General features: G+C 73.5%; 22 protein-coding genes and 1 riboswitch. Of the genes, 9 read left to right on the forward strand and 13 right to left on the reverse strand.

Features of this window, described 5'->3' with window-relative positions:
• Nucleotides 1–6: 6 nt before the first annotated feature.
• The 7 genes from thiI to thiO form a co-directional block, all read right to left on the reverse strand.
• Complete coding sequence (thiI, locus tag OUQ99_RS08590) at nt 7–1,296, reverse strand: tRNA uracil 4-sulfurtransferase ThiI (protein ID WP_267948896.1); 1,290 nt, start codon at nt 1,294–1,296, stop codon at nt 7–9.
• Nucleotides 1,297–1,636: 340 nt separating this feature from the next.
• A complete protein-coding gene (locus OUQ99_RS08595) occupies nt 1,637–2,662 on the reverse strand; it encodes a 6-phosphofructokinase (RefSeq protein WP_267948897.1) in 1,026 nt (341 codons plus the stop codon).
• A gap of 164 nt (nt 2,663–2,826) precedes the next feature.
• The gene (locus OUQ99_RS08600; RefSeq protein ID WP_267948898.1) at nt 2,827–3,483 is read right to left on the reverse strand and encodes a response regulator; all 657 of its coding nucleotides are present in this window, start codon (nt 3,481–3,483) and stop codon (nt 2,827–2,829) included.
• A gap of 176 nt (nt 3,484–3,659) precedes the next feature.
• Nucleotides 3,660–5,627 (reverse strand): Stk1 family PASTA domain-containing Ser/Thr kinase, encoded by a 1,968-nt coding sequence (gene pknB, locus OUQ99_RS08605; protein ID WP_267948899.1) that lies wholly within the window; start codon nt 5,625–5,627, stop codon nt 3,660–3,662.
• A gap of 494 nt (nt 5,628–6,121) precedes the next feature.
• The gene (locus OUQ99_RS08610; RefSeq protein WP_267948900.1) at nt 6,122–6,904 is read right to left on the reverse strand and encodes a thiazole synthase; all 783 of its coding nucleotides are present in this window, start codon (nt 6,902–6,904) and stop codon (nt 6,122–6,124) included.
• 2 nt (nt 6,905–6,906) lie between these two features.
• Nucleotides 6,907–7,122, reverse strand: coding sequence for a sulfur carrier protein ThiS (gene thiS, locus OUQ99_RS08615; RefSeq protein ID WP_267948901.1), 216 nt, complete (start codon nt 7,120–7,122; stop codon nt 6,907–6,909).
• A gap of 8 nt (nt 7,123–7,130) precedes the next feature.
• The gene (thiO, locus tag OUQ99_RS08620) at nt 7,131–8,372 is read right to left on the reverse strand and encodes a glycine oxidase ThiO (RefSeq protein WP_378554912.1); all 1,242 of its coding nucleotides are present in this window, start codon (nt 8,370–8,372) and stop codon (nt 7,131–7,133) included.
• A riboswitch (TPP riboswitch) is annotated at nt 8,368–8,481 on the reverse strand. (Overlaps the previous gene by 5 nt.)
• Nucleotides 8,482–8,588: 107 nt before the next feature.
• Here thiO and OUQ99_RS08625 point away from each other — a divergent pair.
• Both OUQ99_RS08625 and thiE read left to right on the forward strand, forming a co-directional pair.
• Nucleotides 8,589–8,966, forward strand: a complete 378-nt coding sequence (locus OUQ99_RS08625) for an Rv2175c family DNA-binding protein (protein ID WP_267950307.1) — start codon at nt 8,589–8,591, stop codon at nt 8,964–8,966.
• 138 nt (nt 8,967–9,104) lie between these two features.
• Entirely contained in the window at nt 9,105–9,773 is a 669-nt protein-coding gene (thiE, locus tag OUQ99_RS08630; RefSeq protein WP_267948902.1) for a thiamine phosphate synthase, read from the forward strand.
• Nucleotides 9,774–9,910: 137 nt separating this feature from the next.
• Here the strand turns inward: thiE and OUQ99_RS08635 are convergent, their stop codons facing one another.
• The 4 genes from OUQ99_RS08635 to OUQ99_RS08650 all read right to left on the reverse strand — a co-directional run bounded on the left by OUQ99_RS08635 (nt 9,911) and on the right by OUQ99_RS08650 (nt 14,545).
• Entirely contained in the window at nt 9,911–10,915 is a 1,005-nt protein-coding gene (locus OUQ99_RS08635) for a zinc-binding dehydrogenase (RefSeq protein WP_267948903.1), read from the reverse strand.
• Between the two features lie 152 nt (nt 10,916–11,067).
• A complete protein-coding gene (locus OUQ99_RS08640) occupies nt 11,068–11,961 on the reverse strand; it encodes an SDR family oxidoreductase (protein WP_267948904.1) in 894 nt (297 codons plus the stop codon).
• Between the two features lie 68 nt (nt 11,962–12,029).
• Nucleotides 12,030–13,343: a DUF418 domain-containing protein gene (locus tag OUQ99_RS08645; protein ID WP_267948905.1), complete on the reverse strand. Its 1,314-nt coding sequence runs from the start codon at nt 13,341–13,343 to the stop codon at nt 12,030–12,032.
• Nucleotides 13,344–13,453: 110 nt separating this feature from the next.
• Nucleotides 13,454–14,545 carry a polyprenyl synthetase family protein gene (locus tag OUQ99_RS08650; protein WP_267948906.1) on the reverse strand — a complete coding sequence of 364 codons (1,092 nt, stop codon included), beginning with the start codon at nt 14,543–14,545 and terminating at the stop codon, nt 13,454–13,456.
• A gap of 202 nt (nt 14,546–14,747) precedes the next feature.
• On the opposite strand from OUQ99_RS08650, the gene metF reads away from it, so the two are divergent.
• Entirely contained in the window at nt 14,748–15,677 is a 930-nt protein-coding gene (gene metF / locus OUQ99_RS08655) for a methylenetetrahydrofolate reductase [NAD(P)H] (protein WP_267950308.1), read from the forward strand.
• On the opposite strand, the gene OUQ99_RS08660 is transcribed toward metF, so the two are convergent.
• Both OUQ99_RS08660 and bldD read right to left on the reverse strand, forming a co-directional pair.
• Complete coding sequence (locus OUQ99_RS08660) at nt 15,589–16,203, reverse strand: GNAT family N-acetyltransferase (RefSeq protein WP_267948907.1); 615 nt, start codon at nt 16,201–16,203, stop codon at nt 15,589–15,591. The genes metF and OUQ99_RS08660 overlap by 89 nt on opposite strands.
• Before the next feature lie 271 nt (nt 16,204–16,474).
• Nucleotides 16,475–16,969 carry a transcriptional regulator BldD gene (gene bldD / locus OUQ99_RS08665; RefSeq protein ID WP_013154123.1) on the reverse strand — a complete coding sequence of 165 codons (495 nt, stop codon included), beginning with the start codon at nt 16,967–16,969 and terminating at the stop codon, nt 16,475–16,477.
• A gap of 558 nt (nt 16,970–17,527) precedes the next feature.
• Here bldD and pyrR point away from each other — a divergent pair.
• The 6 genes from pyrR (at nt 17,528) to OUQ99_RS08695 (ending at nt 26,252) form a co-directional block, all read left to right on the forward strand.
• Nucleotides 17,528–18,151, forward strand: a complete 624-nt coding sequence (pyrR, locus tag OUQ99_RS08670) for a bifunctional pyr operon transcriptional regulator/uracil phosphoribosyltransferase PyrR (protein WP_267948908.1) — start codon at nt 17,528–17,530, stop codon at nt 18,149–18,151.
• Complete coding sequence (locus OUQ99_RS08675) at nt 18,151–19,059, forward strand: aspartate carbamoyltransferase catalytic subunit (RefSeq protein ID WP_267948909.1); 909 nt, start codon at nt 18,151–18,153, stop codon at nt 19,057–19,059. Before pyrR ends, OUQ99_RS08675 begins: the two co-directional genes overlap by 1 nt.
• 159 nt (nt 19,060–19,218) lie before the next feature.
• Nucleotides 19,219–20,520, forward strand: a complete 1,302-nt coding sequence (locus OUQ99_RS08680) for a dihydroorotase (protein WP_267948910.1) — start codon at nt 19,219–19,221, stop codon at nt 20,518–20,520.
• Between the two features lie 59 nt (nt 20,521–20,579).
• Nucleotides 20,580–21,725, forward strand: a complete 1,146-nt coding sequence (gene carA / locus OUQ99_RS08685) for a glutamine-hydrolyzing carbamoyl-phosphate synthase small subunit (RefSeq protein ID WP_267948911.1) — start codon at nt 20,580–20,582, stop codon at nt 21,723–21,725.
• Nucleotides 21,726–21,741: 16 nt separating this feature from the next.
• The gene (gene carB, locus OUQ99_RS08690; RefSeq protein WP_267948912.1) at nt 21,742–25,044 is read left to right on the forward strand and encodes a carbamoyl-phosphate synthase large subunit; all 3,303 of its coding nucleotides are present in this window, start codon (nt 21,742–21,744) and stop codon (nt 25,042–25,044) included.
• A gap of 308 nt (nt 25,045–25,352) precedes the next feature.
• Nucleotides 25,353–26,252 carry a dihydroorotate dehydrogenase electron transfer subunit gene (locus OUQ99_RS08695; protein WP_267948913.1) on the forward strand — a complete coding sequence of 300 codons (900 nt, stop codon included), beginning with the start codon at nt 25,353–25,355 and terminating at the stop codon, nt 26,250–26,252.
• Nucleotides 26,253–26,273 lie beyond the last annotated feature (21 nt).

A 26,273-nucleotide genomic window follows, 5' to 3' on the forward strand; every position in this document is an offset into this window, starting at 1 on the left:
CCCGCGTCAGAGGCGGGCGGCGGCGGGCTTGCTCGCGCCGTCGAGGCGCTTGGGCGCGGCGTCGCCGAGGAAGCTCGGCTTGTGCACCTGGGCCGTGGTGACCAGGTGCTCGACGAGCTCCTCGGCGTCCAGGCGCTTCTCGATCTGGCGCAGGTCGGGGATCTTGGCGGCGGTCTCGACCTGGCGCGGGGTCAGCATGGTGCAGCAGTCCTCGTCGGGCAGCTCCGAGATGGCCAGGGTGCCGATCCTGCGGGCCTGGTCCATGATCTCGGTCTTGTCCATCCCGACGAGGGGGCGCAGGATCGGCAGGTCGACGGCGTCGTCCAGCGCGGTGAGGTTGGTCATGGTCTGGCTGGAGACCTGGCCGAGGGCGTCCCCGGTGACCAGGCACTCGGCGCCGAGGTCGTCGGCGAGGGCCTCCGCGGTCTTGAGCATCAGGCGCCGCTGGGCGACGATCTGGAGCCGTTCGATGCCGGAGCTCTTCAGCTGCTGCTGGGCCTTGCCGAAGGGGATCACGAACAGGCGCGAGCCCACCTGGTAGCGGTCCAGCTGGCGGACCAGGCTGTAGGCCTTGTAGATGGACTCCGGGCCGGTGAACGGCATCCCGGAGAAGTGCAGGAAGTCGACCTTCAGCCCGCGCCGGATCATCCGGTGCGCGGCCACGGGGGAGTCGATCCCGCCGGACATCAGCACCAGTCCGCGACCGCTCATCCCCGCGGGCAGGCCGCCCTGGCCCGGGATGCCGTCGGTGAACACGAACGCCTCGTCCTTGTCCACCTCGACGTACAGGGTGTTGTCGGGCCGCTTCAGGTTCACGGGGTAGCCGTGCGCCTCGATGACCTTGGAGCCCAGGTACCCGGCCAGCTCGGAGGAGGTCATCCCGAAGCGCTTGTCGCGGCGGCGCGCGCGCACCGCGAAGGAGCCCTGGCGGCCGGCCAGGGAGCGCACGCCGATGTCGGTGATGGCGTCCAGGTCCTTGGCCACTCGGCGGACCAGGTGCACCCACACCACGCCCATGACGTTGGCCATGCGGTCGGCGATCTCCGCGACCTCCAGGTCGGAGGCGCCGGGCTTGCGGACGATGATGACGCCCGCGCCGCGCTGCGAGAGGCGGACCTCGCCCAGGTCGCGCACGGACGCGCGGATGTTGTTGTGGAGCCGCCGTTCGAACAGCTTGCGGTTGGAGCCCTTGAGGACGATCTCGCCGAGCTTCATGAGCACGCAGAGCTCGCCCAGCCCGGCCTCGGCTCCTACCTCGGTGACGGGGAGCGGCGCGGACTCGAGCGACGCGGACATGGTGCTACCTCCGGTGAATGCCTACGGCCCGGTACGAGGTGGGAGCGTCGGCGGTGGAACCGGGTGTCCAGCGCCGCCCTCCAGTATCGAACATCCCCCCGACCGCTCGAACCGTTTTCCGACGGGGTGGGAGGGCATGCGGCGGTAAACACAGTGTTGCGGCGGTCCCGGACGCGGACGCGCCCCCTCCCCTGGGAGCTGGGAAGAGGGCGCTCACCGGCCCGGGGCCGGCGCACGTGGCCGGCGGCCGACGGGGCCGGTGGTGTCCGGGAGGCACCGGAGGTCCGTGTTCCGACGGTTCCGGCCCGTGTCGTGGGCGCTCCCGGAGCTCGCGGCGGGCCTAGCCGAAGAAGACCTCGGCCTCCTCGTAGCGCTCGGCCGGGACCGTCTTGAGGGTGTCGGTGGCCTCGGCCAGGTCGACGCGGACGATGGCGGTGCCCTGGAGGCCGACCATCTTGCCGAACGACTTGTCGTGCACGGCCTCGATGGCGTTCACACCCAGGCGGGTCGCCAGCACGCGGTCGAACGCGGTGGGGGTGCCGCCGCGCTGCACGTGCCCCAGGACCACCGAGCGCGCCTCCTTGCCGGTGCGCTTCTCGATCTCCTCGGCGAGGCGCTGGCCGATGCCGCCCAGGCGCACGTGCCCGAAGGAGTCGGTCTCGCCGGTGGCCAGCTCCATCTGGCCCTCCTTGGGGTGCGCGCCCTCCGCGACGACGATGATCGGCGCGTACTGGGTCTGGAAGCGGCTCTCGACGTGCTTGACGACGTCGTCGATGTCGAAGGGGCGCTCCGGGATGAGGATGACGTTGGCGCCGGCGGCCATGCCCGAGTGCAGGGCGATCCATCCGGCGTGGCGTCCCATGACCTCCACGACGAGGGCGCGGTGGTGCGACTCGGCCGTGGTGTGCAGGCGGTCGATCGCCTCCATGGCGATGTTCACGGCCGTGTCGAAACCGAAGGTGTAGTCGGTCGCGTTGAGGTCGTTGTCGATGGTCTTGGGCACGCCCACGACGTTGACGCCGCGGTCGTGCAGCTGGCGGGCCACGCCCAGGGTGTCCTCGCCGCCGATGGCGACCAGCGCGTCGACGCCGAGCGCGGCCATGTTGTCCTTGACGCGCTCCACACCGCCCTCGATCTTCATGAGGTTGGTGCGGGACGAGCCCAGGATGGTGCCGCCCCGGGGGAGGATGCCGCGCACGGACTCGACGTTCAGCGGAACGGTGTCGCCCTCCAGCGGTCCGCGCCAGCCGTCCCGGAAGCCGATGAACTCGTACCCGTAGTCCTTGATGCCCTTGCGGACCACGGCGCGGATGACCGCGTTCAGACCAGGGCAGTCTCCGCCACCGGTCAGCACCCCGACTCGCATACGAATTCTCCTCGACGTTGTGTGTTCCCACGGCGCGAGACGCCATATGGTCTAGACCATAGTGGGCCCGGCTCCCCGTGGCCAACCCGGGGAGGTGAACAGCCCCGGAACGCCGTCGCCGTACGCGTGGGAGCGCGACCGGAACCGGGCGGGGGCGCTGTCCGCTACTCGTCCAGGCCCTGGTCGATCGCGTACCGCACGAGCTCGACCCGGTTGTGCAGGTGCAGCTTGGTGAGGGTGTTCTGCACGTGGTTCTGCACGGTGCGGTGGGAGATGGTCAGGCGCTGGGCGATCTGCTTGTACGCCAGCCCCTTGGCCACCAGGCGCAGCACCTCGGTCTCACGCGGGGTCAGCGCGGGCGCCCGGGGCTCCCGGACGCGGTCGGACGACGACAGCCTGCGGTACTCGCCCAGCACGAGCCCGGCCAGTCCCGGGGTGTACACGGCCTCGCCGGTGTTCACGCGGCGCACCGCGTCGAGCAGCTCGTCCCGCCCCGCCGACTTGACCAGGTAGCCGGTGGCCCCGGCCTTCACGGCCGCCAGCACGTCGTCGCCGGCCCCGCTCGCGGACAGGACCAGTACCTGCGGGGGCTCGGGCATCGCGACGAGGCCCGCCGTCAGCTCGACCCCGGTCATGTCCGGCAGGTGCAGGTCCACCACCGCCAGGGTGGGACGCGCGGCCGGGGCGATGCGCAGCGCCTTGGCGCCGTCGCCCGCCGTCCCCACCACCTCGATCCCGGCCTCGCCCAGGTCGCGCGCGACCGCCTCGCGCCACATCGGGTGGTCGTCCACCACCAGTACCCGGATCTCCTCGGTCGCCATGCAGGGACCCTATCCCGACCGGGGCGGCCCCGTGCGGGCGGTTCGCGAACCCGTGCGGGACGTGTCGGCGCGGGGGCCGCACGGGTTCGCCGTCCGGGGTGCGCAACGGCGCAGGGGCGCGCGGGCCGGTCCGGCCCGCACGCCCCTGCCCACACGCCCGGTCCCGGGCATGCGCGTCAGTCGTCCTCTTCGAAGTCCCCGAAGTCGATGCCGCCCGGGGTCGCGGTGATCGTGATCTCCGTGCCCTCCGGCGCCTCGCCCGTGTGCGACTGGTGGGAGACCACCCTGCCGCCGAGGACGCGCTCGACGTTCACGTCGAAGCCCGCGTCCTCCAGCTCCTCCTCGGCGTCCCGCACCGGCATGCCGACCACGTCGGGGATCGTGACGCCCGGGGGGCCGGTGGAGACGGTCAGGGTGACCTCGCCGTTGGCCCCCACGCTGGCGCCGTTGTCCGGGCTCTGCCGGATCACGAGGCCCTCGTCGACGTCCTCGCTCTCCTCCTCGACCACCCTGACGGAGAGGCCGAGTTCCTCCAGGGCCGTCCGGGCGGCGCCCTGCTCCTGGCCGACCACGGCCGGAACGGAGATGCTGCGGCTGACGGTGACCGTGACCGTGCCCTCCCGGTCGGCCTCGGCGCCCGCCTCCGGGTCGGTGGAGATCACCTCGCCGGGCGGGACGTCCTCGTCGTCCACGTCCACCTGTTCGAGGTTGTCCGGGGAGAACCCGAGGTCCTCCAGCGCCGCGAGGGCGTTCGCGGCGTCCTCGCCCGCCAGGTCGGGCATGGTCACGTTCTGCGGGCCCTGGGAGACGTACACGGTCACCTCGTCCCCGGGCGACAGGCGCTCGCCCTGTCCGGGATCGGTCCGACCGACGCTGCCCGGCTCGGCGTCGCTGTAGACGGGCTCCTCCGCGAGCGTGTAGACCAGCCCCTCGTCGAGGATGGCCTCGCGCGCGGCCTCGGGGCTCTGCCCCACCACGTCCGGCACGGACTCGAACCGCCCGACGAGGAACCACCAGCCGGTGAGGAGCAGCACCAGTGCCAGGGCGGCGGCGCCGATCCCGATCAGCAGACCGCGGCGCCTCGGGGCGTCGCGGTCGTCCGGGTAGTCGTCGTAGTCGTCCCCGTCGTAGCCGTCGTCGCGCAGCCCCGCGCTGTTCATGTCCACGACCATGGTGGCGTTCTCGGTACCCGGCCCCGCCCCGCCCGCGATGAGCTGGGGGGCGGTGACGGACGCCGTCGCGGCGGTCGGGGCGACGGGTGCGAGCGGCGCCTCGCCGCCGGGGGCCCGGGCCGGCAGGCGGTGCAGGACCTCCAGCACCTTGGCCAGGTACTGGCCCGCGTTGCTCGGACGGTAGCGGGGGTCGCGCTCGGTGGCCTTGGTGACCAGCGCGTCCACCTCGGGCGGGAGGCCCGGCAGGAAGTGCGAGGGGCGGGGCACGTCCTCGTTGACGTGCTGGTAGGCGATCGCGATGGGCGTCTCGCCGGTGTGCGGCTGGCCGCCGGTCAGCAGCTCGTAGAACATGATGCCCGCGGCGTACACGTCGCTGCGGGCGTCGGCGACGCCCTTCTCGATCTGCTCCGGCGCCAGGTAGGCGGCGGTGCCCATGAGGGTGCCGGTCCGGGTGAGGCCCTGGTTGGACTGCTCCACGGCGCGCGCCAGGCCGAAGTCGGCCACCTTGACCCGGCCGTCCTCGGTGAGGAGGACGTTCTCGGGCTTGACGTCGCGGTGGACCATGCCCGCCTGGTGGGCGGCGCCGAGCGCGGCCAGGACCGACGCCATGACGTTCAGGGCCTCGTGCGGGGACAGGCGTCCGCGGGCCTTGAGCAGGTCGCGCAGGGTGCGGCCGGGCACGTACTCCATCGCCAGGAACACGTGTCCCTGGTCCTCACCCTGGTCGAAGACCTGGACGACGTTGGGGTGGGAGAGCTTGGCGACGGAGTGCGCCTCGTTGATGAAGCGCTGGACGAAGGTGGGGTCCTGTGCCAGCGACGGGTGCATCACCTTCAGCGCCAGGCGGCGGTCCAGCCTCAGGTCGTGGGCGACGTAGACGGTCGCCATCCCGCCTCCGGCGATCCTGGACTCGACGAAGTAGCGTCGGTCGAGGGTCGCGCCTACGAGCGGGTCGGAAGTCGTCATGTCCACGGCGGAGTAGTGTCCTTGCTGCGGGGAGCGCGGGCTGTCGCGGTTGGTGGCGCGTACCCGACACCGGGTGTCGAACCGACACGATAGCGGAAGCCCACGCCAGGTCTGCCCCGCGGTTCGCGGTCGCGTCGCGCCTCTCCACCCTCGGTGGCGGGCGTTCGCGCCTGGTTCATCGGCGAGCGTGCGGTGCCCTCCGTCGGGCCGCACACCCATCCCACGTTAGGGGACGGTTCCAAACGTTCCGGGAACGGCGCTCCGGACCTCGCGGGACCGGTGCGCGCCGGGCCCCCGGTCCGGGGACCGGGAGGCCCGGTCCCCGCGGCGTCGCGGCCCCGGGGGCCGTCCCGGCGGGCCGGCCAGGGTGGGACCGGTCACGCCCGGACGGAACACGCGCCCCGTGCGCCCCGGCCCCGGGCGCGTCACGCCCCGGAGGGACGGGACACGCGGTCGGCGGCCCTCCCCGGGCGTGCGCGGCGGCAGGCCGCGCCGGGGCGCTACTCCACCGCGGGGGACGACGCGAGGGCGTGCCGGCGCACCGGGATGCGACCGGCCAGGCGGGCGCCCCGGCCGGCCCGGACGGCGTCGCGCATCGCGGCGGCCATGCGCACCGGGTCCTGTGCCCGGGTCACGGCCGTGGCCAGCAGGACCGCGTCGCAGCCCAGCTCCATCGCGAGGGCGGCGTCGCTGGCGGTGCCGATCCCGGCGTCCACGATCACGGGGACCCCCGCGCCCTCCACGATCAGTTCGAGGTTGTGCGGGTTGCGGATCCCCAGCCCGGAGCCGATCGGCGCGGCCAGCGGCATCACCGCCGCGCACCCCAGCTGCTCCAGGCGCCGGGCCAGCACCGGGTCGTCGTTGGTGTAGGGCAGGACGGTGAACCCCTCGTCCACCAGCTGCTCGGCGGCGTCCAGGAGCTCCACCGGGTCGGGCAGCAGGGTGTGCTCGTCCGCCACGACCTCCAGTTTCACCCAGTCCGTGCCCAGGGCCTCGCGTCCCAGCCGGGCGGTGCGCACCGCGTCCGCCGCGGTGAAGCACCCCGCGGTGTTGGGCAGCGCGCGGATCCTGTTGCGGGACAGCACGTCCCACACCGACCCCTGGGCGCCGGGGGAGACCCTGCGCATGGCCACGGTGGTCAGCTCGGTCCCGGAGGTCACCAGGGCCTCCTCCAGGACCTCCAGGGAGGGCGCCCCGCCGGTGCCGGTGATCAGCCGCGAGCCGAAGGAGGTCCCGGCGATCACCAGGGGGTCCTCGACGCCTCCGGTTCCGTGTGCGCTCATGCTCAGCCTCCCTGGACCGCGGTGAGGACGTCCACGCGGTCGCCCGCGCCCAGCGCGCCGTCCGCCCACGCGGCCCGGCGCACCACCTCGTCGTTGACGGCCACGGCGATCCCGCCGGGGATCGTGCCGCCGCCCGGCGCGGTCAGGTCGCGGACGACCGCCTCCACGGTCGTGCCGTCGGCGAACTCGCGGAGGTCGCCGTTGATGATGAGTTGCACTGCCTCTCCTACTCCCACGTCGTCGTGTGCGCGTCGCCGGACACCCGGTCCGCGGCGAACCTGCGCGCGTACTCCGGCAGGGCGCCCGTGGTGAGGGCGCGCGCCATGGCCTCCCCGGTGGCCGGGGTCAGCAGGACCCCGTGCCTGAAGTGCCCCGCGGCCAGGTGCAGGCCGGGGACCCGGGTCGGCCCCAGCAGGGGCTCGTTGTCCGGTGAGCCCGGGCGCAGGCCCACACAGGTCTCGGTGACCTCCAGCTCGGTCACCCCCGGGACGAGCTCGCGCGCGTCCCGCAGGACCTGCCAGAGGCCCCCGGCGGTGAGCGAGGTGTCGTAGCCGAGCTCCTCCTGGGTGGCGCCGATGACCACCTCTCCGTCGGCGCGCGGCACCAGGTAGGTGGTGAAGCCCCTCACCAGGCCCCGGACCGTGCGGCCGACGAGGGGCGGCTCGCCGGCCGGCACCCGGGCGCGCAGGAGCTGGCCCTTGACCGGGCGCAGCGGCGGCACCACCGGTTCGGGCACCTTGACGCGGTCGCTCCAGCAGCCTGCGGCCAGGACGACCTGGTGGGCGGGCAGGACCCGGCCGTCGTCCAGGCGCACGCCCAGCCGGGCGCCCCCGGGGCCGGGGGCCGTGACCTCCTCCGCCCGACCGGCGGTCTCGGTGACTCCCGCGCGTCCGCCCGCCGCGGCCAGGGCGCGCAGCAGCAGCCGGGGGTCGACGGAGTGGTCGTCGGGAGCGAGCACGCCGCCGCGCACGGACGGGGCGAGCACCGGCTCCAGCCGGCGGCACTCGCGGCTCGTCAGGCGCTCGGTGGCGATGCCCAGGCGCTCCTGGAGCCGGTGCAGGTCGGTGAGGACGGCCATGTCGTCGCGGTCGAAGGCCACCAGGAGGGTCCCGGTGGTGCGGTAGCCCACGCGGATCCCGCCGGCGGCCTCCAGCTCGGCGACGAACCCGGGGTACATGCCCGCGGAGCGGACCCCGAACTCCATGAGGGGCTCCTCGCCGAACACGGCCTCGGTGGCCGGGGTGAGCATGCCCGCCGCGACGGTGGAGGCGGCACGGGCACCGGCGGGGCCGGTCACGGGGTCGGGTTCGACCAGGGTGACGCGGAGGCCCTCCTGGGCGGCCCGCCAGGCGGTGACCCTCCCCACGAGGCCGCCGCCGACCACGACGACGGTCCGCTCCGGCGCGTCCCCGGGGCCGCCACCGGTAGGACGAATCGTTTCGCGGCGGGGATCGTTCTTCGTGCGCACGGCGCTGTTCCCACTCCCTTCGCCGGCATGACCCGGATCAGGTTCGTGCGGTCGGAGGCTCACAGCCTCCCTCTCAGCCGGGTCCCACCCGGCTCCCGCGGGATGTGCAGAGGTCTGTCCCCATCCTAGAACCTCCTCCCGGAATGCGTGGCAGTGGTGGGGATCTCCACGGCGCCCGGCCCCCGCGGCGCCGGAAGGTGTCCGGGCCCCGTGCGGATGTGGCAGATTGGGAGGGTGACACGAAGCGACATCGACATAGACACGCTGGTCGGCGAGTGGCTGACCCTGAAGGAGGCGGCCGCGCCGCTCGGCGTGAGCCCCAACCGGATCAAGACCCTGATCCGCGAGAACCGCATGATGGGTGTGGTCCGCGGAGGGCAGCTGTCCGTCCCCGCCGCCTTCATCGACGGCGACGACCTCGTCAAGGGGCTGCCCGGGACCCTGGTGCTGCTGACCGACGCGGGCTTCTCCACGGAGGAGGCCCTGCGCTGGCTCTTCACCCCCGACGACACCCTGCCGGGCACGCCCATCCAGGCGATGCGGGAGAACCGGGGCACCGAGGTGCGCCGCCGCGCCCAGAGCATGGCCTTCTAGCGCGTGGTCCGCGGACGCTCTCGGCGGGCGTCGGCGGACGCGGGCCCGGAACGATCCGCGGAACACGGCCCGGGGCGCGGCGCGCCGTCGGGCGGCCTCCCCTCGGGGGCCGGCCGGCGAGGGCCTAGGGTGGGCGGGGTGAGGACCAGCCACGGAACCAGCCTGCGCAAGCGCCTGGACGCATCCCTTCTGTACCTGTGCACCGACGCCCGGACCGGGCGCGGTGATCTCGCCGAGTTCACCGACGCGGCCCTGGCCGGAGGGGTGGACATCATCCAGCTCCGGGACAAGGGGCTGGAGGCCCGCGAGGAGATCGCGGCCCTGGAGGTCATGCGGGAGGCCTGTGAGCGGCACGGGGCCCTGCTCGCGGTGAACGACCGCGCGGACATCGCCCGCGCGGTGCGCGCCGACGTCCTGCACCTGGGCCAGCGCGACCTGCCGGTGCCCATGGCCCGCGACATCATCGGGGCGGACCCCGTGATCGGCCGCTCCAACAACGACATCGCGGCCGCCTCCTCCTCCGCCGAGGAGGCCGGGAGCGACTACTTCTGCGTCGGCCCCACCTGGGCCACCCCCACCAAGCCGGGCCGCCCCGCGGCGGGCCTGTCCCTGGTCGAACGCGCCGCGGCGCTGGGCACGGACCGCCCGTGGTTCGCCATCGGCGGGATCGACGCGACCAACGTCGACGCGGTGGTGGAGGCGGGCGCCCGCCGGGTCGTGGTCGTGCGCGCGATCACCGAGGCCGAGGACCCCCGGGCCGCCGCGGCCGGGCTGCGCGAGCGCCTGACCGCCCGCACCGGGGGCTGAGCGGCGCCCCCGGCCCCGCCGGACCCCGGGAGGGCGAGGACGCCGCCCCGCCCCCGGGGGAGGGGGCGGCCCCGCGGTCGGCCCCGTCCCCGACGGCGCGGCCGTCCGCGCCCGACCGGTGGTCCGCCCCACCGGCCTCACGGCACGAGGAGCACCTTGCCCAGGACCCGGCGCTCCTCCAGCGCCCGGTGGGCCTCCTCCGCCCGCTCCAGGGGCAGCGTCAGCCCCACATGCGGTCTCACGCGCCCGGAGCGGGCCATCTCCAGGATCCGGCGCACGGCGCCGCTCCGACCCTCCTTCCCGTCCTCCAGGTCGAAGAGGCCGAACACCTCGATCCCGCGGCGCTCCGCCTCCCCGGCGTCCACCTCGGAGAAGCGGCCCCCCGCGGAGCCGTAGGAGAGGAAGCGTCCGCCGTCGGCCACGGCGCCGAACGCCGCCTCGCCGAGGTCGCCGCCGCTCCCGTCCAGGACCACGTCGGCGCCCGCGCCGCCGGTGGCCTCGCGGACCCGCTCCACCCATCCGGGCTCGGAGTAGTCCACGACCGCCTCCGCCCCCATCTCACGGGCGAGGGCCAGTTTCTCCGGGCCCCGGGCGGCGCCCACGACGCGCGCCCCGGCCGCGGCGGCGAGCTGGACCGCCAGGCTGCCGGCCCCGCCCGTCGCCGCCAGCACGAGCACCCACGTGCCCGGGCCGAACCCGCCGCTGCGCTCCAGCGAGAGGGCGGTGGGCCCGTCGTGCAGGAGTGCCAGCGCCTGCTCCGGGGCCAGGCCCTCCGGGACGTCGACCAGTCCCGACGCCGGGACGGCGACCCGCTGGGCGTACCCGCCGAAGGGGGGCACGGGCTCGCCCCCCTCCGGGGCGGCACGGCCGGTGTCGGTGACGACCAGCGCGCCGACCCTCTCCGGGGCCACCCCCTCGCCGACCCGGACCACGGTCCCGGCCACCCCCGCGCCCGGCACGTACGGGGGCTCCACCGGGAAGTGGTCCAGCCCCCATCCGCTGCGGACCAGCGTGTCCAGGTACATCACGTTGGACGCCGCCACCTCCACCACGACCTGCCCGGGCCCCGGCTCCGGTTCGGGCACCTCCCGGGCCACCAGGACCTCGGGGCCGCCGAACCCGTCCACCCGTACCGCTCGCATACCGGATCTCCTCGCTGTCGCGCCGTGCTCTCCGCCGGCGGTGCCCAGCCTGGTACCTCAACTAATATTGAGGTCAAGTCCCGGTGCGGGAGAAGTCCCCGGGACGACGAAACCGCCGCGCACGGGGCGCGGCGGTGGCGGGCGGGCGGTGGTCAGACCCCGACGTGCGACAGGGCGCTCGGATGGCGCCGGAGGAACCCCTCGATGGACTGGGCCGGGTGGCCGGTCAGCTTGGGCACCGTCGGGGCGACCTCGTCGAGCTCACCCGCGGCGATCGCGGCGTACGACGAGGCCCACCCCTCGACGGCCCACTCCGGGGCGCCGGTGGCGCGGCGCGACTCCAGCGCCTCCTCCCAGGTCTCCGGCACGTAGCGGACGGAGCGGCCGGTGAGCGTGCCCAGCTTGTCGACCGTGGCTCCGAGGGTCAGGGCCTCCGGGCCGGTGACGTCGTGGGTCGTGTCCTCCGAGGCGAGCGCGGTCGCCGGGTCGGTCAGCACCGCCGTCGCCACGTCCGCCACGTCGTCCCGGGACACCCACGCGACCCGGCCGTCGCCGGCCGGGCCGCGCACCACGCCGTCGTCCCCCACCCAGCCGGGCAGCAGGTCCAGGTACAGGCTGGGTCTCAGGAACGTGTACCGCACCCCCGTCGACCTGATGTGGGCCTCGGTGTAGAAGTGCGTGCGCGCGAACGTGAACGTGGCGGCCGGACCAGCCCCCAGGAAGGACAGGTAGACGATCCGGGACACCCCCGCGCGGACCGCCCCGTCCACCGCGCTCAGGTGGACGTCCATCCGGTCCTCGGACTCGGTCGCCGAGACCAGGAACAGTGTGTCCACACCCCGGCAGGCCCGCTCGAAGCCCGCCGTGTCCTCGTAGGCCGCCATCGCCGCGGTGCTGCCCGGGTACTCCGGCGCCCGGTTGATGTCGCGCACGACGAGGCGCTGCGCCAATCCGAGCCGTGCGATCCGGGCTGCCACCCGCCCGCCCAGCGCCCCGGTCGCCCCGGTCACACCTATGGTGTGGTTTGTCATGTGATCGTCGCCCATGACACCCCATCCTGAGGTACGAGGGCCTGCCGGGCACTCACCGGCACGCGGCTTTTTGCGCCTCCGGGTCAGGGGGTGGTGCGCTCTTGGCCCTTCCCCTCGCCGGGCCCCGCGGGAGGGCCTGCGCCGTCGCCTCCGGGGGCGCCCTCCGACGAGCCCCGTCCGGTCCCCCGGTAGGCCAGCCGGCGCAGCAGCACCTCGGCCGGGCCCCGCCTGCCCGCGCGCTCCAGCGCGTACGCGCCGGCCACCGTCACCAGCCAGACCCCCACCGCGAACAGGAACATCGACCACGGCGACAGGTGGGCCGCGACCCCCAGCCCCCAGGCGGTCAGGACCGGCGCGCACAGGACCGACTGGGCGAGGTACGCCGACAGCGACCGCTTGCCGGTCGCGCTCAGGGCGGTCACCACCGGGCCGGGCCCGCGGCCCCCCGCCTGGATCCGGTGGGCGACCAGGGCGATCAGCGCCACGTAGCCGACGCCGCAGGCCAGGCCGGTCACCATGTGGGGCAGGGCCAGCATGCCGCCCTGGGAGACGGTCAGGTCCCACGCCCCGACCTGGACGAGCGCGGAGGGGAGGCCGCCCAGCCACCCGAGGGAGATGCCGGCGGCGGCCGTCAGCCGCAGAAGGACCAGGTGGCGGCCCGGTTCCTCCAGGATCCGGCGGCGCGCCGCCCAGAAGCCGAGCAGGATCGCCGTGGGCACGGTCAGGCCGAGCAGGCCCTGGCCGAGCACGATGAGCGGCCACACCGACAGCCGCCCGATCGCGGCGCCCAGGATCGAGGGGTTGCCGATGTTGAAGGCCATGTCGTCCATGCCCGGACCCGCCATCGCGGGCTGGTCCGCGGGCATGAGCGCCAGGCCGACCAGGCTGGCGGCCGACAGCAGCAGCATGAGGCCGGTCAGGAGCCCGGCCCACACCAGCAGGGTGGTGTCCCTGCGGCGCAGGAACAGCCAGCCCAGGAGCAGGCCGGCCAGTCCGTAGGCGCCCAGGACGTCGCCCATCCACAGCAGCAGCGCGTGCACGAGGCCGAACGCGAGCAGCCACAGGTTGCGGCGGCGCAGCAGCGCGTCGACGGCCCCCGCGTCCGCTCCCGCGGCCTCCTGGCGCCGCGCGAGCTGCACCATGCCGTAGCCGAACAGGAACGCGAACATCGGGTAGCTGCGCCCGTCGACCGCGACGACGGTGAAGAACTGCGCCGCCGCGTCCAGCACGCCCCCGGGCTCCGGGTGGGCGCTCAGGCCGCCCATGGGGACGGCCCACAGGTACCAGACGGTGTTGGCGATCGCGATGAACAGGAGCATGAACCCGCGTGCCAGGTCGGGGGCGAGCGCCCGTTCACCCGCGTCCGTCGGGCCTCGTGAGACGGTGTGCCCAGACATGGGGTGTCCTCCGGTCGCGCTAGGTCTTTCGACGATTCAACCGGAGGACGAAGTCGGGCACAACGTACTTTTGCGCTGGGAAACCCCTGAATATCCCCTAAGGGCCGGGTTCAGTGGGTGCGCGCGGTCGCCGCCACCACCAGGGCGCGCAGCGGCTCGCGGGCGTCCGCGTCCAGCTCGGGGCTGTCCAGGGCGGCCACGGCCTGTCCGGCGTACTCCTCGACGAGGTCCTCGCAGGCGCGCAGCGCGCCCGAGCCCTCGATCAGCCCGCACATCCACTCGACCGCGTCCACCGACAGGTCGGGGTCGCCCAGCAGGGAGGCGAAGCGCTCGCCGTCGGCGGCCCCGGTGCGGGCCAGCGTCTCGGCGACGATGAGTGTCCGCTTGCCCTCGCGCAGGTCGTCGCCGGCGGGCTTGCCCGTGGTGGACGGGTCGCCGAACACGCCGAGGACGTCGTCGCGCAGCTGGAAGGCCACGCCCAGCGGGAGGCCGTAGTCCGTGTAGACCCCCGCCAGCTCCTCGTACCGGCCCGCCAGGGCCGCACCCAGGTGCAGGGGGCGCTCCACCGTGTACTTGGCCGACTTGTACCGCATCACGCGCAGGGCGGCCTCGCGGGTGCCCGTGCTGCGCACCTGCTCCAGGGTGTCCAGGTACTGCCCGGCCATCACCTCCGTGCGCATCGCGTCGAAGGGGCGCCGACCGTCCCGCAGCACCTCCGGCGGGAACCCGCTGGCCTGGTACATCTCGTCCGACCAGACCAGGCACAGGTCGCCGATGAGGATCGCCGCCCCCCGGCCGAACCCGTCGCCGTCGCCGCCCCACCCCTGGTCGGCGTGCAGCCCGGCCAGCCGCTTGTGGGTGGCGGGCAGCCCGCGGCGGGTGTCGCTGTTGTCGATCACGTCGTCGTGGATGAGCGCGCACGCCTGGAGGTACTCCAGGGACGCGGCGGCACGGATCAGCCGCTCGTCGTCGGCGGCGCCCCCGGCGCCCCTCCACCCCCAGTAGCAGAAGGTCGGGCGCAGGCGCTTGCCGCCGGAGAGCATCGCCTCCAGGGCGTCCATGGCGGGTGCCAGCTCCTCGCCGATCCCCAGGACCAGCTCGCGGTGCGCGGCGCCGAACCCGGCCAGCTCGCGGTCCACCGCGGGGCGGGCCGCGAAGACGGACGGGGAGAGTGCGGAAGTGGAAGAAGAGGAAGGGGCCATGTCCTGCACGTTATCGGCTGTTCGGGGCGTCCTCACCCCGGTTCGGCCGACCCGCTCCGCCGGGGCGGGCGGGTCCGCGCCCCACCGGGCGCGCCCCGCGCCGGACGGCCCGGACACGGTCTCGCACTGTGGGACGCCGGTCCCTGTCCGTGAGTGCGCTTCGCCTAAGCTGGTGCACATGCTGGCAGCACCGACACGCCCCGTGGCGCCCCGAAGCCCGGCCCCCAGGCCGCGTCATATCCGCGAACTCCTCAACGCGGGCGAGCCGATGTTCTCCTTCGAGTTCTTCCCACCGCGCACGCCCCAGTCGCAGGAGCGGCTGTGGCGCGCGATCCGGGAGATCGAGGCACTCGGCCCGTCCTTCGTCTCGGTCACCTACGGCGCGGGCGGCAGCACGCGCGGGCTGACCGTGGAGACGACCGAGCGCATCGCCACCGACACCACCCTGCTGCCGGTGGCGCACATGACGCTCGTCGACCACTCCGTCGCCGAGCTGCGCCACCTCATCGGGCGCTTCGCGGACGCCGGCGTCTCCAACATGCTCGCCGTGCGCGGCGACCCCCCCGGCGACCCCGACGGCGAGTGGGTCAGCCACCCCGAGGGGCTGACCTACACCGAGGAGCTCGTCCGCCTCCTCAAGGACAGCGGCGACTTCTGCGTGGGCGTGGCCGCGTTCCCGTACAAGCACCCGCGCTCGGCCGACGTGGAGACCGACACCGACCACTTCGTGCGCAAGTGCGAGGCGGGCGCCGACTACGCCATCACCCAGATGTTCTTCGACCCGGAGGACTACCTGCGGCTGCGCGACCGCGTGGCGGCCCGGGGGTGCGAGGTGCCGATCATCCCCGAGGTGTTCCCCGTGGTCCGCTCGTCCTTCATCCCGCGCTCGGAGAAGCTCTCCGGGGCCCCCTTCCCGCGCGCCCTGGCGGAGCGGTTCGAGTCCTTCGGCGACGACGCCGAGGCGGTGCGGGCCTTCGGCATCGAGCACGCCCAGCGCATGTGCGAGCGCCTGCTCGACGAGGGCGCGCCGGGCATCCACTTCATCACCTCGAACCAGTCCAAGGCCACCAGGCAGATCTTCCGTGAGGTCTCCGGTCGCCGGAGCCCGTCAGGGGCAGACGCGCGGCCATGATCGAGAAGGGCTGGTCGGGGCTGCCCGGGAAGGCGAAGTCCTCCAGCACCTCGGTGAACCCGCACGAGCGGTAGAGGTGGCGCGCCGCCGACGGCCCCGTCCGCGTGGACAGGACGGCGGTGCGCTCACCGCGCCCCTCGCACAGGGCGTGGAGCACGGCCCGTCCCACGCCCTGGTTCTGCGCCTCGGGGTGGACGTGCACCTCGGCGATCTCCAGGGGGTCGGCGAGGTAGCGGCGCGCCTGGCGCGCCCGCCCGCCGGCGTGCAGCCCCTCGGCGACCATGTCGTGCCACCACTGGCCGCGCACGCCGTGGAAGCCGTAGGCGAAGCCGACGGGGCGCCCGTCGCGGAGCGCGACCACTGCGCGGAAGCCCGGGTAGTAGGCGTGGCCGTTCATGACGGCCGCGCGGCCGGGCAGCTGCTCGGGCGGCGGGCGCATGGCGGCCTCGTACACCCGGAGCAGCGCGGGGACGGCGTGCGTGAAGGCGGGCGGCGCCAGTTCGCGCAACTCGGTATCGGCTACCACAGCCCGATTTTAGGGCACGGGCCGCCGACGCGCCCTCGGCGCGGGGGACCTTGACGGGTCGGACGGGCTGGGGTTAACTGGTTTCTATCGAACAGGAGTTCGATTTGCTTCCGCCGGGTCCGCCCGGCGGAGTGCGGCGCGGCCGGGTTGGGGAGGGGAAGCCCCACGCCCGGCCGCGCCGTTGCGCCGGCCCCGGACACGACGAGAACCGGCGCCCCGCGGGGTGCCGGTTCTCGTCGAGCGGGTGCGACCTTCGTGTGTTCCCCGGTCCCTAGAAGGCGTCGACCGCGCGGCGCGCCTCGGGGTCGAGGACCCCCCAGTTGATCAGCTCCTCGGTCAGGTCGCCGGGCGACTTGTCGTAGATGACCGCGAGTGAACGCAGGTCCTCCTGGCGGATGGACAGCACGCGCCCGTTGTAGTCGCCGCGCTGGCTCTGGATGGTGGCGACGTAGCGGGAGAGCGGTCCTGCCTTCTCCTGCGGCAGCTGCTGCATGCGCTCCAGGTCGATCACCAGCTTGGGTGTCGGGCCCAGAGGCGTCGGCGCGGCGCCGCCCGGCAGCAGCTCCGACATGGGGACCCCGTAGAAGTCGGCCAGCTCGGCCAGCTTCTGGACGGTGACGGCGCGGTCGCCGCGCTCGTAGGAGCCGACCACGACGGCCTTCCAGCGTCCGTGGGACTTCTCTTCCACCCCGTGCAGGGACAGGCCCTGCTGGGTGCGGATGGCGCGCAGTCGCGCACCGAGGGACTTGGCGTATTCGGATGGCATGTTCTTGTCGCTCCCGGCCGTGACGGTGGCTGGCGTGGTGGGGGGACGTCCGCTCGTACTCGGCGAACCGCCTGTGCGGCTCAGCGGATGGTCACGGGGTGCAACCCCACCCGGTAGTGGTTACAGACAGTGACGGTAGGGGGGTCTGCCCCCCAGGTCAAGCCGTTGGTGTGAAACGCGACTAATCGGTGGCCAAACCGTGCGTAAGTGAGACTCCTCTCATGTCCGGACGGTTCGGGACGAGAGGGGCGTCGCGCTGGTCCACAAAGCCCGTTTCTACAGGGAATTTCACCTTTCAACTATTCTGTGGTCGTATCCACTGCGTGGCGATATGGCCACTCCTGGGCGATGAGAGTCCCCTCAATAGTGTGACCAGAGTCACATTGGTCGTTTTCGACCTCGGACCGCCCCTCGGGTGACCCGATCGCCGCTGGTAGCGTGGGGCCGATCGACATCCTTTAACGACCTGTTCTGTGAGGCAGGGAAGGGGTCACTGCTTTGCGTGTCCGAAAGTCGACGCAAGGTGATGCCGAAGGCGTCGCCGAACCGTCACCCGAGGTGCCCGACGGCACCCGCGCCGTCCTCGACGGCAACGAGATCAACCGGGCTCTGACCCGCATCGCCCACGAGGTGCTCGAACGCACCAAGGGCGGCGGGGACGTCACCCTCCTGGGCATCCCCTCCCGCGGTGTCCCGCTCGCCCGGCGCCTGGCTCAGCGCATCGGACGCGTCGAGGACCTCGCCGTCCCCGTCGGCTCCCTCGACATCACGATGTACCGCGACGACCTCAGATCGGCCCCCGTGCGCGCCCTCGGCAGGACCGAGATCCCCGGCGGCGGACTCGACGACCGCGTCGTCGTCCTCGTGGACGACGTGCTCTTCTCCGGCCGCACCGTGCGCGCCGCCCTCGACGCCCTCGGCGACCTGGGCCGGCCCCGCGCCGTCCAGCTCGCCGTGCTCGTGGACCGGGGCCACCGCGAACTGCCCATCCGCGCCGACTACGTGGGCAAGAACCTGCCCACCTCCCTGCGCGAGAACGTCACCGTGCGCCTGGAGGAGACCGACGGACACGACGCGGTCCTGCTCGGCCCCTCGCGGCCCCCGTCCGGCGCCTCCCGGGACGGAGGCCTCCGACCCGGGGCCCCCGGCCCCCGCCCCGGCTCCACCGAGGGGAACGCCTGATGCGCCACCTGCTCTCCACCGGAGACCTCAGCAGGGACGAGGCCACCCTCGTCCTGGACACCGCGGCCGAACTCGCCCAGGTCGGCGACCGCTCCGTCAAGAAGCTCCCGACCCTGCGCGGCCGCACCGTCGTCAACCTCTTCTACGAGGACTCCACGCGCACCCGCACCTCCTTCGAGCTCGCCGCCAAGCGCCTGTCCGCCGACGTCATCAACTTCTCGGCCAAGGGCTCCAGCGTCTCCAAGGGCGAGAGCCTCAAGGACACCGCGCTGACCCTCCAGGCCATGGGGGCCGACGCCGTCGTCATCCGGCACAGCGCCTCGGGGGCCGCCCACCGCCTCGCCACCTGGGTGGACGGCTCCGTCCTCAACGCGGGCGACGGCACCCACGAGCACCCCACCCAGGCACTGCTCGACGCGTACACGATGCGCGAGCGGCTGGGGCGCCTGGACGGCCTCAGGGTGGCCGTCGTCGGCGACATCCTGCACAGCCGCGTCGCGCGCTCCAACGTCCTGCTGCTCACCACCCTGGGGGCCCACGTCACCCTGGTCGCGCCGCCCACCCTGCTGCCGGTCTCGGTGGACACCTGGACGTGCGAGGTCTCCTACGACCTCGACGACGTGCTGCCCAAGTCCGACGTCGTGATGATGCTCCGCGTGCAGGCCGAGCGCATGCGCGACTCGTTCTTCCCGTCCGTGCGCGAGTACAGCCGCAACTACGGCCTCGACGGCGCGCGCCTGGCCCGGATGCCCGAGCACGCCATCGTCATGCACCCCGGACCGATGGTCCGCGGCATGGAGATCGCCGCCGAGGTCGCCGACTCGCCCCGGTGCACCGTCACCGCGCAGGTCGCCAACGGCGTCAGCCTGCGCATGGCCGTGCTCTACCTGCTGCTCGGCGGCTCCTAGCCCGCGCCCTCCCCGGGAGACGCCGCCCCGTCCCGCGACCGGCGCCCCGGGGGCCGGCGCCCGCCGGCGCCCGAGCCGGCCCCGCGCGGTGAGCGCCCTCCCGCCGGCGCCCGCGCGAACCACGCCTCCACCCGAGAACACGAGGAAGTCACCACCGCCATGCCCGACACCAACGGACCGCACCTGATCCGCGGCGCCCGCCCGCTCGGCGGGGACCCCGTCGACATCCTCATGGCCGACGGCCTGATCACCGCGATCGGCCCCGACCTGGAGGCCCCCGAGGGGGCCGAGACCGTCGACGCGACCGGACTGGTCGCCCTGCCCGGACTGGTGGACCTGCACACCCACCTGCGCGAGCCCGGGCGCGAGGACGCCGAGACCGTCGCGTCCGGCTCCCGCTCCGCCGCGGCCGGCGGCTACACCGCCGTCCACGCCATGGCCAACACCGACCCCGTCGCCGACACCGCGGGGGTCGTCGAGCAGGTCTGGCGCCTGGGCCGCGAGGCCGGCTACTGCGACGTGCGCCCGGTCGGCGCCGTCACCGTGGGCCTGGCGGGGGAGCGGCTCGCCGAGATCGGCGCGATGGCCGAGTCCGCCGCCCGGGTGCGCGTCTTCTCCGACGACGGCATCTGCGTCTCCGACGCCCTGCTCATGCGCAGGGCCCTGGAGTACGTCAAGGCCTTCGACGGCGTCGTCGCCCAGCACGCCCAGGAGCCCCGCCTCACCCAGGGCGCGCAGATGAACGAGGGCCGCGTCTCCGACCGGCTCGGCCTGCCCGGCTGGCCCGCCGTCGCGGAGGAGGCGATCATCGCCCGCGACTGCCTGCTCGCCCAGCACGTCGGCTCGCGCCTGCACGTGTGCCACGTCTCCACCAAGGGCTCGGTCGACATCATCCGCTGGGCCAAGGCCCGCGGCTGCGACGTGACCGCGGAGGTCACCCCCCACCACCTGCTCCTCACCGACGAGCTGGTGGAGAGCTACGATCCGATCTACAAGGTCAACCCGCCCCTGCGCACGGCCGAGGACGTGGAGGCACTGCGCGAGGGCCTGGCCGACGGGACCATCGACATCGTCGCCACCGACCACGCCCCGCACCCGAGGGAGGCGAAGGAGACCGAGTGGTCCACCGCCGCGATGGGCATGGTCGGTCTGGAGACCGCCCTGGCGGTCGTGCAGAGGACGATGGTCGACACCGGCCTGCTCACCTGGGCCGGGGTCGCCGACCGCATGTCCGCGGCGCCGGCCCGCATCGGCCGCGTCGGGGGGCACGGCCGCGAGCTCGCGGAGGGCGAGCCCGCCAACGTCGTCCTGTACGACCCGGCCGACCCGGTCGCGGTGGACGGTGCGGCCATGGCGACCAAGAGCAGCAACACCCCCTTCCGGGGCATGACCCTGCCGGGCCGGGTCCGCGCCACGTTCCTGCGCGGCACCCCCACCGTCCTGGAAGGCAAGATCAAGTGAACACGGCAGCGACAGCAGCGAACGCCCAGGCCGGTCCTGGTGCGGCAGAGGGGGGAAACGTGTCCGAGGAAACCGGCGGACCGGCGATTCTGGTGCTCGAGGACGGCCGGGTCTTCCGCGGCCGATCCTTCGGCGCCACCGGCGAGACCTTCGGCGAGATCGTCTTCAACACCGGCATGACCGGGTACCAGGAGACGCTCACCGACCCCTCGTACCACCGCCAGATCGTCACGATGACCGCGCCGCACATCGGCAACACCGGCGTCAACGACGACGACCCCGAGTCCGGCCGCATCTGGGTCGCCGGGTACGTCGTCCGCGAGCCCGCGCGCATCACCTCCAACTGGAGGGCCCGCCGGACCCTGGACGAGGAGCTGCGCCGCCAGGGCGTGGTCGGCATCGCCCTCACCGGCACCCGCGCCCTCACCCGCCACCTGCGCGACCGGGGCGCCATGCGCGCGGCCGTCAGCACCGTCGAGACCGACCCGGAGAAGCTGCTCGCCCGCGTCCTGGAGGCGCCCCGCATGGCCGGCGCCGACCTGGCCGCCGAGGTCAGCACGGACGCCGCCTACGAGGTCCTGCCCCCCGAGGGCGTCCCGACCCGGTTCCACGTCGCCGCCGTCGACCTCGGCATCAAGGCCATGACCCCCCAGCGCCTCGCCGAGCGCGGCTGCCGGGTCACCGTCCTGCCCTCCGCGGCCACCGCGGAGGACATCCTCGCCCTGGACCCGGACGGCGTGTTCTTCAGCAACGGCCCCGGCGACCCCGCCACCGCGGACGGCCCCGTCGACGCCATGCGCGGCGTCCTGGACGCGGGCAAGCCGCTCTTCGGCATCTGCTTCGGCAACCAGATCCTGGGGCGCTCCCTGGGCCTGGGCACCTACAAGCTGCCCTTCGGCCACCGCGGCGTCAACCAGCCGGTGATCGACACCCGCACCCGCAAGGTCGCCATCACCAGCCAGAACCACGGCTTCGCCGTGGACGCCCCGCTCGACACCCCCTTCGACACCCCCTACGGCCGGGCCGAGGTCAGCCACATCGGCCTCAACGACCAGGTCGTCGAGGGCCTGCGGCTGCTGGACCGGCCCGTGTTCAGCGTCCAGTTCCACCCGGAGGCCGCCGCGGGCCCCCACGACGCCGCCGAGCTCTTCGACGAGTTCGTCACCCTGATGTCCGACGCCCAGCCCGCTCCGGCTGCCAAGTAGTTAGAGGAACAAGAGCATGCCGCGCCGTAGTGATCTTTCATCCGTCCTCGTGGTCGGCTCCGGCCCGATCGTGATCGGGCAGGCGGCCGAGTTCGACTACTCGGGCACCCAGGCCTGCCGTGTCCTGCGGGCCGAGGGCCTGCGGGTCATCCTGGTCAACTCCAACCCGGCCACGATCATGACCGACCCCGAGATCGCCGACGCCACGTACGTCGAGCCGATCACCACCGAGATGATCGAGAAGATCATCGCCAAGGAGCGCCCCGACGCGCTCCTGCCCACCCTGGGCGGGCAGACCGCGCTCAACGCCGCCGTCTCCCTGCACGAGGCCGGGATCCTGGACAAGTACGGCGTCGAGCTCATCGGCGCCAACATCGACGCCATCCAGTCCGGCGAGGACCGCGAGAGCTTCAAGCGCATCGTCGAGCGCATCGGCGGCGAGTCCGCCCGCTCGCGCATCTGCCACACCCTCCAGGAGTGCCTGGACGCCGCCGAGGCGCTGAACTACCCGGTCGTCGTGCGCCCCTCCTTCACCATGGGCGGAGCGGGATCCGGCTTCGCGCACAACGAGACCGAGCTGCGCCGCATCGCCGGACAGGGCCTCGCGCTCTCCCCGACCACCGAGGTGCTCCTGGAGGAGTCCATCCTCGGCTGGAAGGAGTACGAGCTGGAGCTCATGCGCGACACCAACGACAACGTCGTGGTGGTCTGCTCCATCGAGAACCTCGACCCCATGGGCGTGCACACCGGCGACTCGATCACCGTCGCCCCCGCCATGACCCTCACCGACCGCGAGTACCAGGAGCTCCGCGACCTCGGCATCGCGGTCATCCGCGAGGTCGGCGTGGACACCGGCGGCTGCAACATCCAGTTCGCCGTCCACCCCACCACCGGCCGGGTCATCGTCATCGAGATGAACCCCCGGGTCTCGCGGTCCTCCGCCCTGGCCTCCAAGGCCACGGGCTTCCCGATCGCCAAGATCGCCGCCAAGCTCGCCGTCGGCTACACCCTCGACGAGATCCCCAACGACATCACCAAGGAGACCCCGGCCAGCTTCGAGCCCACGCTCGACTACGTGGTCGTCAAGGTCCCGCGGTTCGCCTTCGAGAAGTTCCCCGGGGCCGACCCCACCCTCACCACCACGATGAAGTCGGTGGGCGAGGCCATGGCCATCGGCCGGTCCTTCCCCGAAGCCCTCCAGAAGGCCATGCGCTCGCTGGAGAAGGCCGGGGTGGGGCTGACCTGGGCGGGCAGCCCCGGTGACAAGGACGAGCTCCTCCGCAGGGCCGCCGTCCCCACCGAGCACCGGCTGCGCCAGGTCCAGCAGGCCTTCCGCGCCGGGGCCACCGTCGAGGAGCTCCACGAGTCCACGAGGATCGACCCGTGGTTCCTGGACCAGATGCTCCGGCTGGAGGAGGCGGCGCGCGTCCTCGCCGAGGCGCCCAAGCTCGACGCCGACCTGCTCCGCGAGGTCAAGGGCCTCGGCTTCTCCGACCTCCAGATCGGCGAGATCACCGGCCGGAGCGAGGACGTCGTCCGCGAACTCCGCCACGCCCTCGGCATCCACCCCGTCTACCTGACCGTGGACACCTGCGCCGCCGAGTTCGCCGCCCGGACGCCGTACCTGTACTCCAGCTACGACGAGGAGACCGAGGTCCCCGACGGCGACAAGCCCAAGATCATCATCCTGGGCTCGGGGCCCAACCGCATCGGCCAGGGCGTCGAGTTCGACTACTCCTGCGTCCACGCCTCCTTCGCCCTCTCCGAGGCCGGGTACGAGACCGTGATGGTCAACTGCAACCCCGAGACCGTCTCCACCGACTACGACACCAGCGACCGGCTCTACTTCGAGCCGCTCACCCTGGAGGACGTGCTGGAGGTCGTCCGCGCCGAGCAGCTCAGCGGCACGGTCGCCGGGGTCATCGTCCAGCTGGGCGGCCAGACCCCCCTCGGGCTGGCCCGCCGGCTCAAGGAGAACGGGGTGCCCATCATCGGCACCAGCCCCGAGGCCATCGACCTGGCCGAGGACCGCGGCGAGTTCGGCAAGGTCCTCGCCGAGGCGGGGCTGCCCGCACCCAAGTACGGCACCGCCTACTCCTTCGCCGAGGCCAAGGCCGCGGCGGACGAGATCGGCTACCCCGTCATGGTCCGCCCCTCCTACGTGCTGGGCGGCCGGGGCATGGAGATCGTCTACAGCGAGACGATGCTCGCCGACTACATCGAGCGCAACGCCCAGGTCAGCCCCGAGCACCCGGTGCTCATCGACCGCTTCCTGGACGACGCGATCGAGATCGACGTGGACGCGATCTACGACGGCACCGACCTGTACCTGGGCGGGGTCATGGAGCACATCGAGGAGGCCGGCATCCACTCCGGCGACTCGGCCTGCACCCTGCCCTCGATCACCCTGGGGCAGGAGGACATCGAGCGCATCCGCTACTCCACCGAGGCGATCGCCCGCGGCACCGGCGTGCGCGGCCTGATCAACGTCCAGTACGCGCTGGCCTCGGGCGTGCTCAACGTGCTGGAGGCCAACCCGCGCGCCTCCCGCACCGTGCCGTTCGTGTCCAAGGCGACCGCGGTGCCGCTCGCCAAGGCCGCCGCCCGCGTCATGGCGGGCACGTCCATCGCGGACCTGCGCGCCGAGGGCATGCTGCCCGCCACCGGCGACGGGGGCGACCTGCCCGCCGACGCCCCGGTGTCGGTCAAGGAGGCCGTGCTGCCGTTCAACCGGTTCATCGACAAGGAGGGCGAGGGGGTCGACACCATCCTCGGCCCCGAGATGCGCTCCACGGGCGAGGTCATGGGCCTGGACGTCGAGTTCGGCGCCGCCTACGCCAAGTCCCAGCTGGCCGTGAACGGCTCCCTGCCCACCCGGGGCAAGGTGTTCGTCTCCGTGGCCAACCGCGACAAGCGCTCGATGATCTTCCCGGTCAAGCGGCTCGCCGACCTGGGCTTCGACATCCTCGCGACCGAGGGCACCGCCGTGGTGCTGCGCCGCAACGGCGTGCGCGCCACCGTCGTGCGCAAGCACAGCGCGGGCCCCGGCCCCAACGGGGAGCGCACGATCGTGCAGCTCATCCACGAGGGCGGGGTGGACCTCATCGTCAACACCCCGTTCGGCAGCGCCGGCCAGGCCGGGCCGCGTCTGGACGGGTACGAGATCCGCACCGCCGCGGTGGTGCGCGGCGTGCCCAGCGTCACCACCGTGCAGGGGCTGGCCGCGGCCGTCCAGGCCATCGAGGCGCGCGTGCGCGGCGACGTCGGGGTGCGCTCCCTCCAGGAGCACGCCAGGGCGCTCAACGCCGGCCGGGAGTAGCCGGGGCCTCCCCGTCCGGGGCCCGGGCGGGCCCCGGACGGGACAGGGTGTGAGGAGCGCCACGGGGCGGTCCGGACACCGGCGGCGCGTGCCCCCCCGATCCGCCGGGCACGGGGCGGGGGAGGCGGCCGCGGCGCCGTCCCCCCGGGGCGGCGCCGGTGCGCTGAGCGGGGCACGCCCACCGAACGGCCTAGGCTGTAGGGACAGGGCTGCCCCGCCTCCGGGCGGGGCCCCGGCAGTAGAGTGCGGGCGCCGCGGGGACTCCGCGGCGCCCGCGCGCCCGAGGCGAGAGAGGCTTCTCCGAGACCATGAGCGACAACGGACCGGTGCAGGTCAGGTGCCCCGTGCTGAACGTGCGCAGGGTGGACGCCTACTACGCCATCACCGTCGTCGCCCCGGGGATCGCCGAGCGGTTCCGTTCGGGCCAGTTCGTCTCGGTGGCGGTCGGCGGCGACCACTCCAGCACCCTGCTGCGCCGTCCCTTCGCCATCCACGACGTCAAGCCCGACTACGGCGGCACCGTCGAGTTCCTGTTCTCCGTGCGCGGCACCGGCACCGCCTGGCTGTCCGAGCGGAGGTCGCGCGACCTGCTGGACGTGGTCGGCCCCCTGGGCCGGCCGTTCCCGCTGCCGCGCGAACCCGTCAACTGCGTGCTCGTGGGCGGCGGTTCCGGCAGCGCGCCGCTGTTCCCGCTCGCCCAGTCGCTGCGCAGGCGCGGGTGCCGGGTCGACTTCGTGCTCGGCGGGGCCTCCGCCGACCGGGTGTTCAGCGCGATCACCGCCCGCCGCATCGCCGAGACCGCCGCCTTCACCACCGACGACGGCTCGTTCGGCACCAGGGGCCGGGTCACCGACGTCCTGGGCCGCGTGATCGAGGAGTGCCGGTCCGACGCGGTGTACGCCTGCGGCCCGATGCCCATGCTCCGCGCCGTCACCGCGGTGGCGGGCAGCCACGGGGTCCCCGTCCAGGTGGCGGTGGAGGAGACCATGGCCTGCGGCACGGGGATCTGCATGACCTGCGTGATCCCCGTGGTGGGGGAGGACGGCATCACCCGCATGGTGCGCTCCTGCGTGGACGGACCGGTGTTCCGCGGCGAACAGGTGCGCTTCGACGACGTGGGGACCATCCCCTTCGACGCCCTGGGCGCCCCGGGGTGGAAGGGCTCCAGCGCCGCCCGCGCCGCCGAATCGGCGCGCGACATCGCCTGACCCGGGCGGCGACACACACAC

This window comes from Streptomonospora nanhaiensis, assembly GCF_026642255.1.
In the GTDB taxonomy this organism is placed as follows: domain Bacteria; phylum Actinomycetota; class Actinomycetes; order Streptosporangiales; family Streptosporangiaceae; genus Nocardiopsis; species Nocardiopsis tropica.

Coding starts and splice junctions, on each gene's coding strand:
- OUQ99_RS08675 (WP_267948909.1), top strand. CDS start 18,151: ATGCGCCACCTGCTCTCCACCGGAGACCTCAGCAGGGACGAGGCCACC.
- thiI (WP_267948896.1), bottom strand. CDS start 1,296: ATGTCCGCGTCGCTCGAGTCCGCGCCGCTCCCCGTCACCGAGGTAGGA.
- OUQ99_RS08650 (WP_267948906.1), bottom strand. CDS start 14,545: ATGGCCCCTTCCTCTTCTTCCACTTCCGCACTCTCCCCGTCCGTCTTC.
- OUQ99_RS08635 (WP_267948903.1), bottom strand. CDS start 10,915: ATGCGAGCGGTACGGGTGGACGGGTTCGGCGGCCCCGAGGTCCTGGTG.
- OUQ99_RS08595 (WP_267948897.1), bottom strand. CDS start 2,662: ATGCGAGTCGGGGTGCTGACCGGTGGCGGAGACTGCCCTGGTCTGAAC.
- OUQ99_RS08680 (WP_267948910.1), top strand. CDS start 19,219: ATGCCCGACACCAACGGACCGCACCTGATCCGCGGCGCCCGCCCGCTC.
- OUQ99_RS08600 (WP_267948898.1), bottom strand. CDS start 3,483: ATGGCGACCGAGGAGATCCGGGTACTGGTGGTGGACGACCACCCGATG.
- OUQ99_RS08610 (WP_267948900.1), bottom strand. CDS start 6,904: ATGAGCGCACACGGAACCGGAGGCGTCGAGGACCCCCTGGTGATCGCC.
- bldD (WP_013154123.1), bottom strand. CDS start 16,969: ATGCCATCCGAATACGCCAAGTCCCTCGGTGCGCGACTGCGCGCCATC.
- OUQ99_RS08645 (WP_267948905.1), bottom strand. CDS start 13,343: ATGTCTGGGCACACCGTCTCACGAGGCCCGACGGACGCGGGTGAACGG.
- carB (WP_267948912.1), top strand. CDS start 21,742: ATGCCGCGCCGTAGTGATCTTTCATCCGTCCTCGTGGTCGGCTCCGGC.
- OUQ99_RS08640 (WP_267948904.1), bottom strand. CDS start 11,961: ATGGGCGACGATCACATGACAAACCACACCATAGGTGTGACCGGGGCG.
- OUQ99_RS08625 (WP_267950307.1), top strand. CDS start 8,589: ATGTGGCAGATTGGGAGGGTGACACGAAGCGACATCGACATAGACACG.
- OUQ99_RS08695 (WP_267948913.1), top strand. CDS start 25,353: ATGAGCGACAACGGACCGGTGCAGGTCAGGTGCCCCGTGCTGAACGTG.